Genomic DNA, 13,762 nt, shown 5'->3' with positions numbered 1-13,762 from the left:
TTTACGGCCCTCCGAAACAGATCAGGCGGTCTGCCGATTGCACGGCATCGTGCAATTGCCCAAGCCCCGATAATTCCCAGGGCGCCAGCAGGTTGGCCGCAGGGCGCTGATATCGTTCGGTCTCTTCCTGATTCAACACGCCACGGCGCAAGGCGGCGGCGATACAGACCACGCCGTCCAGCTGGTGCTCGACAATGAAGTCGCGCCACTGCCTGGGCAGGTCCTGTTCGTCCTGAGGCATAACGGTATTGGCCGACGCGCTGTGGACGCCATCCTGATAGAAGAACAGCCGGACAATCTCGTGCCCGCCCGCGAGCACCGCCTGCGCAAACAGCAACGCACGCCGGGAAGAGGGCACATGGCCTGCGGAAAATAGGGAGATGGCGAATTTCATTATCGGCTCTGCCAGCAAAACATGCGCAATGATAAAGAATTCGAGGGCAGGGGTGTGAGTTTGCCGAGACAAAGGGCTGTGATCGGATGTCGGCCCAAGCGCCTCGGCATCCATTCAATCAGGCGATCTGTTCGACGCGACACTTCTCGCACATCGGCTGGGTTGCCAGATAGCCGCTGATTTTAGCTTTCATCACTTCAAATGAAGGCCCATAGAGGTACAGCGCCGTTTCGGTCGGCCCTTGCCAGTAGCTGTAGATTTCCCCGCTTCCCTGGATCAGGCGACTGATATCCTCATAGAGGACATTCACGTCGTTCTGCGCATAGACCTCGTCAGGCAAGTCCGTCCCGTTGAGGTAGAGCCCCAACCCCTCTGCATTGCCGAACATCGTGGTCTCGCCATCGCGTTTCAGGCTGGAGCCTTTCGGTGCGTGCATCGAGTCGAAGACACCGATCAGCAATTCGATGTTCTGCGCAGTTGGCTTGTGCAAGAGGACTTCAATGTCGCAGTAAGCGACTTCCCCTTCGGGTGTCATGCCTGTTCCGCCCCCGCACACTTCGCCCAGACCGTGGCTGCGGAGCACTTCATCGGCAGGGTCTTCGAACAGCTCACCACGATGCACCGGTTGCAGGCGAGCGTTGAGTTGCACCACGAACACGGCAGGCTCAGGTGGTTTTGCGCCGAAAAGATTTTTCAACATGTCCGGGATCCTCAGTCGTTATCTGGAACAGTCCGTTCAAAAGAAGGCGTCAGGGTGAAGGCGGGTCAAGAGCAGGGCTGACAGCCAGGCTGCTATCAGAGAGCGATAACATCCTGGCAAGTTCAATGGCCCCTTTGAGGTCCAACTGACTGGACGCGAATGATTTGAGCAGCAACGGTGCAGGCAGTGCCCAGTCCCATTTCTCCCGAATCGGGTTTTTGACATCCTTCAACAGCGACACTACGTCGTCCGGATCCAGTCGGGCAATTTCGCTTAGCGCGGTCATGAGGCTTGCCCGGGATGCGCCGATTTCCAGCGCCAGCCCCAGACATTCACATGTCACTCCTGCTCGGTTAAGGAGTAGGGAGAGCGCGTCGTTGACGTAGTCGCCTTTCCAGGTCAGTAGATAGTATCTGGACGCTGACCCTGTCAGGTGCTGTTTGTCCAGCCTCATCGACCGGAAGGTCTGGCGTGCTTCCTCCAGTAATTTTTGCGCATTGGAGTCAATGAAGGGGCAGTGAGTAGACTCTTTCAGTACCCTTAGCATTTCCTGCCTGACGTCATCGTGAATTTTTGCTCCCAGGCCATCGAATGTCGGAGGCTCGCCGCCCCGTGCCGGTAGAACAATGATCACTTTCTTTTCAACGTCGATGTCCACTACCTGCCAGCGTCTTCCGCCGAATATTATGCGCTGACCTTGGGCCAGTGGACGGCTGACGGGCACCGAGCCTAGCGGCTTGCCATCGCGGATCAGTCTGAATTCCTCATCGCTCTGGAACGCGCTGTAGAACTCATAGTGATTGACCAGTCGCTCACCGATCTCCCCGGGCAGCAACAGCCCGGAGCTGTCCTGCACAACCAGCTTTTTCTCGCCCAGCGCTTTGAGCAGCGCCAGAAAGTCCGCTTGGGTGATTGCTGGAAATGTTCCGCTGGCGATCAGTGTGGTCCATAGCTCAGAAGCACTGGCACCGCCTTGCTGAGCAATCACGGACAGGCATTGCTGGACAAGGGTGGAGGCGTGGAGACCATGGGTTCTGGGAGGTTCGAACCATTTTTTCAGCAATAGCCGAATCATCGCGATTGTCTGCACCAGGTTCTGCCTGAGCTGATCGGACAGGCTTGAATCGGGTCTGAGCGCGCTTTCCTCGCAGTAGGCCCGCAAGGTTGCGGGTTCGCCTTCCCGGCGTCCTGACCGACCCAGACGCTGGCGCAGACTTGCCACCGATGGCGGTGCGTTGATTTGTGCGACTGTTCTTATATTGCCGATATCGATACCCAGTTCAAGGGTTGTCGTGCAGATGGCAGAGGCGGGAGGCGCGCCTGCTTTCAGGGCGCGCTCGGTGTCCTCACGCAAATCCCTGGACAGACTTCCGTGATGCGGAAGAAATTCATTCGGGAGGCCATCCTTTTCGCAAAGATGGCGCAACCTGTCGGCGTACCACTCAACCTTGTCACGGCTGTTGGGAAAGATCAGGTTGTTGCTGCCGCGCAGGACCTTATACAAGTGCGCTGCGATCGCGTGCCGGCTTCCCGACTCATCTTCTGCCTCGCCGTCCTTGCTATCTGTCGCTTCGGCAGTTTGTTGTTCCGAGAGCAGTTTGATCATGGGCGGCAGGGTGTAGCCGCGTACTTGAACCTGAAGATCCTGCCCGGATGATTTTGATTCGATCACTTCCATAGGCTGGTGCTGACTTGGCCGCAGGAATTTCCGTGCAAGCGACATTTCACCCAGCGTCGCAGAAAGTCCAACGCGGGGCAGTTGCCTGTCTGCGACCTGTTCGACGCGTTGCATCAGCGACTGGAGCTGTTTGCCGCGCTCACTGCCGATGAAGGCATGAAGCTCATCTACCACTACGTATCGCAGCTGCTGAAAGAGGCCTTTAAGCGCTGATCCTCGGTTCACGAACAACGCCTCTAGCGATTCCGGCGTGATGAGCAGGATGCCATTGGGGTTCGTGAGAAAACGATGTTTTCTGCTTGCTGAAACGTCGCCATGCCAGGCGACTACTGGTACCTCCAGTCGTTCGCAAAGGCGCGTCAACCGGTCCCATTGATCATTGATGAGTGCCTTGAGCGGGCTGATATAAAGAACGGCCCCTGCAGGTTCCTGGTTGAGCAGCAGGTTGGTCAGGATCGGAAGAAACGCCGCTTCGGTCTTGCCTGCTGCGGTAGACGCCGCAATGATCACATCGCGGTCGGCATTGATCAGTGCAGGGATAGCCCATTCCTGGGCATCCCGGAGCGAAGTCCAGCCCTGTGACCAGACCCATTGCTGCACACCTGGATGCAGTTGTTCGAACGACGATGATTCAGAGCCTGAAATGGGTGAGTTCATCGTCTGCCTCTACATCGAGATCGTTGCGACCACCTTCATCCGGAGTAATTTCCACCGCGTCGAGGAGCGTGCGCCAATCGGCATCCGGGTTCTGTTCAAGTACTGCCAGAAGATTGATGAATGCTGTGATCGTGGTGCGAGGTGTGCGGAAATAGGCTTCGCCCAGACGTCGGCCGCAGTGATCGATGAAGATCGGTAGTGCCTCGTCCGGGAGCAGGTATTTTTCCGGGTCGCCGGACGCGTAGACATTGCGCAGATTTTGCAGCAGAACGTAAAAGTCCTCAGGGGTCAGGCTGGTGAGGCGAATGACCGGTCCTGAGAGGTCGACATAGCCGGTCTTGGCAAACGTATTTTCGGCCAGTCGTGATTGTAGCGCCGGGTAGCTGTACAAGCCTCGGCGGGTGTCCATCAAGAACTCTGGCGTGCCGCCGAGTACAAAGCCCAGGCCATCGGTTGAGCCTTGTAGCGAGTCGTTGAGTATGCGCAGAATTTGTTCGTAGTTCGCGTTGCGTGCCTGTGTGTTTGCAAGCTTGTACAGGTTCACCAGCTCGTCCAGGCAGACCATCAGTCCGCCGAAACCTGCCAGCCTTACGAATCGGGAGAGCAGCTTGAGCTGGTCATAGATGGATGCGTCGTCAATGCAGGTTCTTACTCCAAGCGCTGCACGCGCGTCTGTTTTGGTGGTGAATTCGCCTCTCAGCCAGCGAATCGCGTCGGCTTTGAGTTGCTCATTGCCGTCTTCAAATCCACGGCAATACGCGGCTATGACTTCGGCAAAGTCATACCCGTTGACCATTTCGGTGAGTTCGGCGAGGTAGTGTCGAATAACCGTTTCGCTTTCGATACCCTTGCTCTTTGCCTCAGTCTTGGCCTGGGAGATGAACTTCTCGACGATGCCTTGCATTGCGCCGCCGTCAGGCTTGGTACGCGTAGACATATTTTTTGCCAGCTCGGCATACAGTGAGCGTGCCTGCCCTCCGGAAGCATGCAGACGCCGATCAGGATTGAGGTCAGCGTGCATGGTGACGAGCTTGCGCTCCATCGCGATGCCTCTGACCAGGTTTAGGAAGAAGGTCTTGCCTGCGCCGTATTCGCCTATGACGATGCGGAATGCCGAGCCGCCCTCGGCCAGACGGTTAATGTCCTTGATGAGGGCATCCAGTTCTCCGACCCGCCCAACCTGTATAAGGTGCTGCCCCACCCTTGGAACGACACCTGCGCGTAATGACTGGATGACCGCGTCGCGGTCCCTGGCTCGTATCGTACTCATAGGGTTAACTCGCTCAGGACGTCCGGGTTGATTTCTACCGGATCATCACCTTCGGAAATCGGCATATTGAACAGCTCAAATGCCATGTCGTTGATCTGCTCAAGCGCGCCGTCGAGCATGAGCTCCGCGTCTGAAGCGGCGTTTTCCAGTTCCTGCCGGCTCCATTCAGCGCGGGACACCAGCAGGCGCAGGAAAGCGGAGTGTTCAGAATCCAGGCCGTAAAGGCGAACGCCGTTCTCGAGAACGCCTTGTGGGGTGTCTTCGATAACCGGGATCTGCTCTTCCTGTTCATCTGTGAACACCGTGGCAAGAAGTGCCGATACCTGTGCCGTCTCGCGTTGCAACTGTGCCACCCGGTTCATATCCAGAACGATCCCTGAACCGTTGTGCCTGTTAGTCGGGGCAGGCGCAGAGAGCGGATTCCCTGCTCTAGCCGATCCAGATGCGCCAACCCCATCCGCACTATTGAAAGAGCGGGCTGCAGCGCCATGCAGGTCGCTGTACATTGATCGAGGATCGAGTTGAAGTGCCTTGTAGACGCGTTCGAGCAGCTTGACCTCTTGAGGCGTGACTGTTCCGTCGGCTTGGGCCAGATGAGCCAGAAAACAGACGATCGTGCGTTTGTCCTCCTGCCGTAGCGGGCCGAGTTTCTTCTTCAGGCTTGCAAGTGCAGGCGGTTGTAACAGTTGAATCTGCAGGTGCGCCTTGAGGCGTTTTCTATGCGCGACGCACAGGTGGCTCCACGAGTCGATGTGCAACCCCAGCAGCGCGACTTCGTCCTGACTGGTCTCGCCATCCGCAGCCGCCACGGCACTGGCCAGATCCAGTGTGACGACTGCAGCGTGATAGTCGGCGGTGGCGCGCAGCGTTCCTTCTTCCGGTTCTGCTGCAAACAGCACAATATTATCGTCGGCTTTCGGAGTTCGGCTGCCAGATAGCACGTCGGGCTCCATGCCTATGTTCTGCTCTTCAAGGGCTTTCGCCAAGGCCACGATCTTGTCCCGTGACAGTGTTTCGACAGCGTTGAAGCGCTGGGTCAGCTCACTGAGCGTCATTAGAATCGCCTCGTGGCTGACGCATGATTGTAATGCGGTCAGTTCCTGCTTCGCAGGTTCAGGCCAAAGAGCTATTGGCAAACGGAGCAGACCTTCCAGTGCTTCAGGGGCATCAGGGTTGCGGCCTACATATCGACTGAACGGCTCAAGCACCTGAGCGCACTTCTCTACAATCAGTTGCAGCTTTTTACGCGTCCCTGAGGTGGCTGTTACATCTGGCAGATCGCCTACAGGCAATTGTTGAACATCGAGTGTGGGTGATGCCGTCCAATAGGACGCCTTGAGCCGTGTTTTGTTGTTCAGCAAGGTCAGGCCGCGAGGAAAGTCAGCTTCATACTCTTCCCGGAACAGACGCTGAAAAAGCGCCGGACACCGGACGGCGGGTGTGCGCATTGAAATATTGGGATCTGTAAGCGCCCAGGCCATGGCCCAGCTGGCGTTGAGCGGATGCCGGTCAGTCGCCATCTGGCCGAGCGCTACCCGTACCGAAATCGGTACATCATGCATGGCCCTCACTGTTTCAGGAGGTTCATGCAAATACATTCGGGCCGGTACAACGGATATGCTCAGGTGATCCAGAAGCCTGGATGCATGATCATGAAAGGAAGCGTCCTTGGCATACAGCGCCTTCAAACGCTCCACCTCTGCCTTGATAGTGGATATTTCTTCCCGTGCGGACGCATCGGACTTCGTGTCGACCAGCACTCGACGTTCCAGGCCATAAAAGAACATGAAAACGTAGCCGATGTCCGCCGAGGGATCACAGCGACCACCGGCCAGCCACTGTAAATAGCCTCTGCGAGCTTCTGACCTAAGGGTGTTGTAACTCGACAGATAGGATGCACGCCACGTCTGTAGATCGACAGGCTCAGTGCTGACGGGCAAGGCAGTGTCGATGAACGAGGGCTCTATATTCCCGAACCTTGCATCATTCTCGCCCACGTAGATCAAGCCGTCTGACAGCATGAGTCCTGCGACAGTGGTCGACTCTCCCGATCCGAGCCATCTGGATCTGGCAGGGCGGTCAGGCGCTTTGGGAATAATAAAGGACTGGTTGAGGGCTGAATCGTCTCGAACCGTAAAGAACTCTGGCGCGATCTCCACGAACGGTTGTGTACCACCAGCCAGATTGCTCGACGGTCTGCTGAAGCGCGCGTACCGCCCTATGGCGAGATATTCAGGCGTGTCTTTGAAACCTGGCAGTTGGGCCCAGGCTGGGAGAGGCTGATTATCTGTAGGCTCGGGACACGGCTGGACAGTACGGTGCGCAGAGGGCAGGGGACAAGTGCCACCGACCAGATTACTCGACGGTCGGGTGAAGCGTGCGTAGCGCCCGATGGCGAGGTCTACTGTCATGGCTGTCGGGCTGTATGCCATTTCAGTCTTCCGTGATCATGGGATGGCCAGCCGGCAGTATCCACAATTTACCCGCGCGGGCCAAGCGCGGGCGCTGGCCAAGGGCCGGAAAGGGACCTGCATCCCTCCATGAAAACGCAAACCCCAGAAACGACAAAGCCCTGAATAATCAGGGCTTTGCGCTACTCAATATGGCGGAGGCATAGAGATTCGAACTCTAGGACCTGTTACAGTCGGCAGTTTTCAAGACTGCTGCCTTAAACCACTCGGCCATACCTCCACTTTCGTTGCGGGCGCCATAATACCGGAATGAAACACGCTGTCAAACTCTCTGGGTAGCCAGTTGCAGCGCCTCTGTTATGATCTTTGCAACTCAACATTTCAACAGGAAGGAGTTTCGCCATGCGCGAACAGGATTACGCCCTTAAAACCGGCATGCAGGCCGACCAGCTAGAGGTTAGTCGTGTCCTGCGCAACACTTATGGTCTTCTGGCCCTGACCCTCGCATTCAGCGGCGTCATGGCGTTTGTGGCTCAACAGATGCGCGTCGGCTACCCGAATATTTTCGTGGTGCTGATCGGTTTCTACGGCTTGTTCTTCCTGACCAACAAGCTGCGTGATTCGGTATGGGGTCTGGTGTCGACCTTCGCCCTGACCGGTTTCATGGGTTTCCTGCTTGGCCCGATCCTTAACCGTTATCTGGGCATGGCCGGCGGTGCTGAAGTGGTCAGCTCGGCGTTCGCGATGACGGCTCTGGTATTTGGTGGTCTGTCGGCTTACGTGCTGATCACCCGCAAGGACATGAGTTTCCTGGGTGGCTTCATCACTGCAGGCTTCTTTGTCCTGCTGGCTGCGGTTCTGGCAAGCCTGTTCTTCCAGATCAGCGGTTTGCAACTAGCGATCAGCGCAGGTTTCGTCCTGTTCTCGTCGGTCTGCATCCTGTTCCAGACCAGCGCGATCATCCAGGGCGGTGAGCGTAACTACATCATGGCGACCGTGAGCCTGTATGTATCGATCTACAACCTGTTCATCAGCCTGTTGCAGATCTTCGGCATCATGAGCCGCGATGACTGATTGCGTATCACGCTAATGGGCGGTCCGCCTCCATAGCGCGAGCGCCAGTGTTCAACGAATGCCCCGACTTGTCGGGGCATTCGCGTTTCTGGCGTTCGGCGCTCCTCTGTCTGACCTGATCGGGCGCGCGGTCCACGGGACAGGACGCGTTCGGCTGGAGGGGCGTGCCGGCACAAAAAAAGATGACCGATTAGTCATATTTATCAGGATTGTTACAATCCTTTCAGTCGCTTATGGCTTTGCGAGATATCACTAAAATAATTATCAGGGTATTCCCCAATGGATGTAGGCATTTTCTCGATTTGGGCGATTTGACATCAACACGAGGGTCTGGACACCGTATTTTTAAGTGTGTCAGTTTGGTTACGCTTCACCCGCGAGTGACAGGATTCTCTCGCTGCAGAGAGAGGCTGTTGCATCCAATCTGTCCTGCTTGAAAACAAGGAAGTGTCATGTCGAACGACGTAGTAAACGCTGCTACCTCAGCCATTCAACTGGCGGCAACAGCAAGCACAGCCTTCACCCAGATTGATACCTTCGCCCATCAGTACGACCGGGGCGGCAACCTCACCATCAACGGGAAACCCTCCTACTCGGTCGACCAGGCCGCCGATTACATTCTGCGCGACGATGCCGCATGGGTTGACCGGGACAGTAATGGGGTCATCAATCTCACGTACACCTTCCTCACGGCCAGGCCTGCGACCTTTGACAGCGCATTGGGCACCTTCAGTGCCTTCAACACGCAGCAAAAAGCGCAGGCCGTGCTGGCCATGCAGTCCTGGGCCGATGTCGCCAAGGTCACGTTTACCCAAGCGGCTTCCGGCGGCGATGGACACATGACGTTCGGCAACTACAGCGACGGCAGCAGCGGTGGAGCGGCATTTGCCTACCTGCCAAGCGGCAACAGCCGTTACGATGGTCAGTCCTGGTACCTCACCAGTAACGCCTACACGGTCAACAAGACGCCGGACAACGGTAACTATGGCCGTCAGACGCTGACCCATGAGATCGGCCATTCGCTGGGCCTGTCGCATCCTGGCGATTACAACGCGGGTGAAGGCAATCCGACCTACAACGATGTGTCGTACGCCGAAGACACGCGTGGCTACAGCGTGATGAGCTATTGGAGTGAGTCCAATACCGATCAGAGTTTCATCAAGGGCGGAACGCCGGTCTACTCGTCGGCACCGCTGATGGACGACATCGCGGCGATCCAGCAACTCTATGGCGCCAACATGAGCACCCGGGCCGGCGACACGGTGTACGGGTTCAACTCCAATGCCGGACGCGATTTCTACACCGCAACTTCTGCGTCGTCCAAAGTGGTGTTCTCGGTGTGGGATGGCGGGGGCAAGGACACACTGGATTTCTCCGGCTTTACTCAGAACCAGAAAATCAACCTCAACGAAGCGTCCTTTTCCGACGTCGGTGGCATGGTCGGGAACGTATCCATCGCCAAGGGCGTGCTGATCGAGAACGCCATTGGCGGTTCGGGCAACGATCTATTGATTGGCAACGCCGCCGCCAACAACCTCAAAGGCGGTGCCGGCAACGACATCATCTATGGCGGAGGAGGGGCCGATACCCTGACGGGCGGGGCCGGTGCGGACATTTTTGTGTTTGCGGCTGCTTCGGATTCCAATCGGGCAGCGCAGGACATCATCCTCGACTTCGTCAGCGGTCAGGACAAAATTGATGTCTCGGCGATTTCTTCGTTGACGTCGTTGCAGTTCGTCAACAGCTTCAGCGGTCATGCTGGCGAGGCAATCCTGAGCTACAACCAGACGAGCAATGCCGGTAGTCTTGCGATTGATTTCGCAGGTCTGGGGCAGAGCGACTTCCAGATCACCCTGGTGGGTCAGGCTGTGGCGACCGACATCGTGGTTTAACCTGCATGTTCGTGGAGGGCTCGGTCGAGCTCTCCACGACGCCGGATGTATCCCTCATGAAGATTCACCCCTTTTTATACAGGCTGTCGATGACGCTGATCCTGTCGACAGGCATTTGTGGAGTTGCTATCGCCATGAGTCTGAAGTTGCCAAGCCCTGCCGAGTTGAGTGGCACGTGGCGTTTGTTCGCCAGCACTCAAGGGCAAGAGGCCTGTGAGTTGTCTCTGAACGCGGACGAGCCGGCTTCGGTCGGCAATCCGGGCTGTGCGACACGCTGGCTCAACGAGGCGCCCACCGGCTGGGTGCCCACGCCTGATGGCTTGGCACTGACCGGTAAGGACGGCACGGGCCTGATCCATTTCAATCGTCTGAGCGAGCGGCTGTATCAGGCACGCTTGCCCGGTGGAGAACGGCTCAACCTCGAACGCGTAGCTGACTGAAGCTCGTCAATCAGCCTGAGCAAAACGCATCAGGCTGAACGCCGAGAGGTCCACGTCGCTATAGCCTCTGATGCATCGTTGCGCGAGCGCCAGCCCCAGGCCCGCCGAATGCTTGAAACCGTGTCCAGAACAGGCAGACACCACAGTCACGTTCTTCAGATGGGGATGATCATCGATGATGAAGTGGCAGTCCGGCGTCACCGTATAGGCGCAGACAGACGATTTGACCACCTGAGGCTTGAGGCCTGCGACCTTGCCCTGCACCTGTGTGCGGAACATGTCCTGCTCTTCCTCGGCGCTGATGGTGCGATTCAGCGCGGCAGGCGATGAGCTGTCTATATATTGCTCGGTGGCGATCTTCATGCTGCCTTCGCCAGCCTGCGGCGGGAAGCCGTAACTGATGTCTACTTCGCCAGGGCCATGGGTCATGATGAAACTGGGCGACACCGGTGCGAAGACGGCGTTTTCCTGCAGCTCGAACCAGAACAGCTTTTGCCGGCACACCCGTAGCAGATCTGTGAAGGGCGCGCCCAATAATTCTGACGACCACATGCCTGCGCTGACGATCACCTTGTCAGCGAGGATTGAGCCCTGGTGGGTGGTGATGCGCACTCGCTGGCCTTCGGGCTGCAGGCGAGTCGCGGTCTCGTTTGTGCGCAGGTGCGCGCCATGTTGGACGGCCAGTTGCAGTTGTACCGAAATGCAGCGTTCGGGACGCACGAACCCGCCGTCGGGTTCAAAGTAGCCGATTGCGGTATCCAGAACCGGACTGAATTGTGGGAAGCGCTCGCGGATGGCGCCTGCCGACAGCACTTCGTGCTCAACGCCGTAGGCTTTGGCCAGCGCTATCGTCTTGTGGGTGAAGTCCTCGGGGTCGTCAGCGGCGTAGGTCGGGCTGGAGGTCATGACCAGCACGCCGCATTGTTCGAACAGCGACACACCCGACAATGCCTCAAGTTCACGCCAGATGCGATGCGAGTCCCTCACCAGCGGCACATATTGCGGGCCCTCGCCGACGGCCAGACGAGTGATGCGTGTATCGCCGTGACTGGATCCCTGCGTATGGGGTGGTGCATGGCGGTCAACACCAATGACATCGACGCCGGCTTTTGCCAGCTGATAAAGGGTCGCCGCGCCCATGGCCCCAAGGCCAACGACGGCCACGTCACACCGTTGTTCCATCGACATATCGCCTTGCAAAATACGCTTATTTCACGTGGATGCGTGCCGGGAGGCAACAGCCAGTTTCATCTAAGGATAGCCCGGCGGTATCGAAAGGCTGATCCCGCGTGGGGATGGCGCGAGCGTGGAAGAATTGGACTTGCGCTTATGATGGGTTTTGAGGTCCGGATTTGACGAAAAGTTGTCCACGGAAATCGTGGGTATGTCTGTGGGTAACTTTTTGAAACCCTTGTTCCGCGTGGCCTGTGGCCTTGTGGTTATTTTATGAACAGCCCTTGTGTTGCGCCTCTATGACGCTGTTTCTTCTTTGCAAAATAGCTGGTTTGCACGCGAAGGCACGCACAAAACGGAAATTTTTTTCGAGGCAGCATTCATTTCACGGCAACCCGCTTCAGCCGAACATTTTGCGAGCGTCCATAAAAAAGCGGCGCGCTCTTCACAGGGCGCGCCGCTTTGTGTTCAACCGGTTGCAGCGGTCAGACGATCGGTTGCTCACTCCATTCGCCATTGACCAGGCGACGCAGGCCCAGCGGATTGGCGTTCTGCAGGGCAGGCGGCAACAGGCTGTCAGCCTGGTTCTGATAGCAGACCGGGCGCAGGAAGCGGTCGATGGCCAGCGTGCCTACCGACGTACCACGTGCATCGGAGGTCGCCGGGTAGGGGCCGCCATGCACCATGGCTTCGCACACTTCGACGCCAGTCGGGTAGCCGTTGACCAGAATGCGACCGACTTTCTCTTCCAGCAGCGGTTGCAGCCAGCTGTATTGAGTCAGGTCGGCAGGTTCGCCGATCAGGGTTGCCGTCAGTTGGCCACGCAGCGCCAACAGCGCTTCTTTCAGTTGCGCGTCGTCCGCGACTTCGATCACGAGCGTGGTCGGGCCGAAGACTTCCTCCTGCAACAGTTGGTCGCCGTTGAGCAACAGGCTGACGTCCGCCTTGAACAGCTGCGCCTGAGCCTGTTTGCCTTCCTGCGGCTTGCCGGCCAGGTGAGTGACGCCCGGATGCGACAGCAAGTGCTCGACACCTTTGCTGTAACTGCGTAGACCACCGGCATTGAGCATGGTCTGTGGTGCCTGGCTGCCCATCTGCTCGGTCAGTTGCTCGAGGAAGGACGAGAACGCCGGGGAGCGCAGACCGATCACCACGCCAGGGTTGGTGCAGAACTGGCCTGCGCCCATGACGACCGAGGCCGCGAGTTCCTTGGCGACGGTTTCGCCACGTGCTGTCAAAGCGCCCGGCAGAAGCACAACCGGGTTGATGCTCGACATTTCGGCAAAGACCGGGATCGGCTGCGCACGCTCTGCAGCCATTTTGCACAGGGCGTTGCCGCCGTTCAGCGAGCCGGTGAAGCCGACCGCCTGGATGGCCGGGTGCTTGACCAGGCCTTCGCCCACGCCGTTGCCGAAGATCATGTTGAACACGCCTTTTGGCATCTGGGTGCGTTCAGCGGCACGAATGATGGCGCTGGCAACCAGATCGGCCGTGGCCATGTGACCGCTGTGGGCCTTGAACACCACCGGGCAACCGGCGGCCAGCGCTGCAGCGGTATCGCCACCGGCTGTGGAGAAGGCCAGCGGGAAGTTGCTGGCACCGAACACGGCTACCGGGCCGACGCCGATGCGGTATTGGCGAAGGTCAACGCGCGGTAGCGGCTTGCGGTCCGGCAGGGCCTGATCGATGCGTGCACCGACGAAGTCGCCACGGCGCAGCACTTTTGCGAACAAACGCATCTGGCCACTGGTACGACCACGCTCACCTTGAATGCGCATTTGCGGCAGAGCGGTTTCCTGGCAGACGACCGCGACGAAATCATCACCCAACTGATCCAGTTCGTCGGCAATGGCGTCGAGAAACTCGGCACGGCGCGCCGGGCTCAGTTGACGGTATTCAGGGAAAGCGTTTTTGGCAGCCAGTGCCGCGGCATCGATTTCGCCGTCGGTGGCTTGATGAAAGCTGTAGGGCAGTTCTTCGCCCGTGGTGGCATCCAGGCTTTTTTGCAGGCTTTGGCCCAGTGCGCTGCGGCCGCCAGCGATGAAGTTCTGGCCGAGAATGTTAGGCATCGGT

The 13,762-nt window shown here is 57.9% G+C and carries 10 protein-coding genes and 1 tRNA gene; 3 read left to right on the top strand and 8 right to left on the bottom strand.

Features of this window, described 5'->3' with window-relative positions:
- Window position 1 precedes the first annotated feature (1 nt).
- The 6 genes from tusD to BUB69_RS05395 form a co-directional block, all read right to left on the bottom strand.
- Window positions 2-394: a sulfurtransferase complex subunit TusD gene (tusD, locus tag BUB69_RS05420; protein WP_073163120.1), complete on the bottom strand. Its 393-nt coding sequence runs from the start codon at window positions 392-394 to the stop codon at window positions 2-4.
- Window positions 395-512: 118 nt separating this feature from the next.
- On the bottom strand, window positions 513-1,094 hold the full coding sequence (locus BUB69_RS05415; protein WP_073163117.1) for a hypothetical protein: 582 nt from the start codon (window positions 1,092-1,094) through the stop codon (window positions 513-515).
- A 49-nt stretch (window positions 1,095-1,143) separates the two neighbouring features.
- Window positions 1,144-3,429: a DEAD/DEAH box helicase gene (locus tag BUB69_RS05410; protein ID WP_084537052.1), complete on the bottom strand. Its 2,286-nt coding sequence runs from the start codon at window positions 3,427-3,429 to the stop codon at window positions 1,144-1,146.
- Window positions 3,404-4,699: an ATP-binding protein gene (locus BUB69_RS05405; RefSeq protein WP_073163115.1), complete on the bottom strand. Its 1,296-nt coding sequence runs from the start codon at window positions 4,697-4,699 to the stop codon at window positions 3,404-3,406. Before BUB69_RS05405 ends, BUB69_RS05410 begins: the two co-directional genes overlap by 26 nt.
- Window positions 4,696-7,110, bottom strand: a complete 2,415-nt coding sequence (locus BUB69_RS05400; protein WP_425439350.1) for a tellurite resistance TerB family protein — start codon at window positions 7,108-7,110, stop codon at window positions 4,696-4,698. Before BUB69_RS05400 ends, BUB69_RS05405 begins: the two co-directional genes overlap by 4 nt.
- A gap of 192 nt (window positions 7,111-7,302) precedes the next feature.
- Window positions 7,303-7,390 (bottom strand) — tRNA-Ser (locus BUB69_RS05395).
- 122 nt (window positions 7,391-7,512) lie between these two features.
- On the opposite strand from BUB69_RS05395, the gene BUB69_RS05390 reads away from it, so the two are divergent.
- From BUB69_RS05390 to BUB69_RS05380, 3 genes are all read left to right on the top strand, one after another.
- Window positions 7,513-8,184 (top strand): Bax inhibitor-1/YccA family protein, encoded by a 672-nt coding sequence (locus BUB69_RS05390; protein ID WP_073163113.1) that lies wholly within the window; start codon window positions 7,513-7,515, stop codon window positions 8,182-8,184.
- Window positions 8,185-8,636: 452 nt separating this feature from the next.
- The gene (locus tag BUB69_RS05385) at window positions 8,637-10,076 is read left to right on the top strand and encodes a serralysin family metalloprotease (protein WP_073163111.1); all 1,440 of its coding nucleotides are present in this window, start codon (window positions 8,637-8,639) and stop codon (window positions 10,074-10,076) included.
- A gap of 56 nt (window positions 10,077-10,132) precedes the next feature.
- Window positions 10,133-10,516, top strand: a complete 384-nt coding sequence (locus BUB69_RS05380; protein WP_163032029.1) for an AprI/Inh family metalloprotease inhibitor — start codon at window positions 10,133-10,135, stop codon at window positions 10,514-10,516.
- A 6-nt stretch (window positions 10,517-10,522) separates the two neighbouring features.
- Here the strand turns inward: BUB69_RS05380 and solA are convergent, their stop codons facing one another.
- Entirely contained in the window at window positions 10,523-11,698 is a 1,176-nt protein-coding gene (gene solA / locus BUB69_RS05375; RefSeq protein ID WP_073163109.1) for an N-methyl-L-tryptophan oxidase, read from the bottom strand.
- Window positions 11,699-12,174: 476 nt separating this feature from the next.
- Complete coding sequence (locus tag BUB69_RS05365; protein WP_024685560.1) at window positions 12,175-13,758, bottom strand: aldehyde dehydrogenase (NADP(+)); 1,584 nt, start codon at window positions 13,756-13,758, stop codon at window positions 12,175-12,177.
- Window positions 13,759-13,762 lie beyond the last annotated feature (4 nt).

It is taken from the genome of Pseudomonas asturiensis, from assembly GCF_900143095.1.
In the GTDB taxonomy this organism is placed as follows: Bacteria; Pseudomonadota; Gammaproteobacteria; order Pseudomonadales; family Pseudomonadaceae; genus Aquipseudomonas; species Aquipseudomonas asturiensis.
The sequence above is the reverse complement of the archived record's forward strand: the minus strand, read 5'-3'. Positions and strand labels throughout refer to the sequence as shown.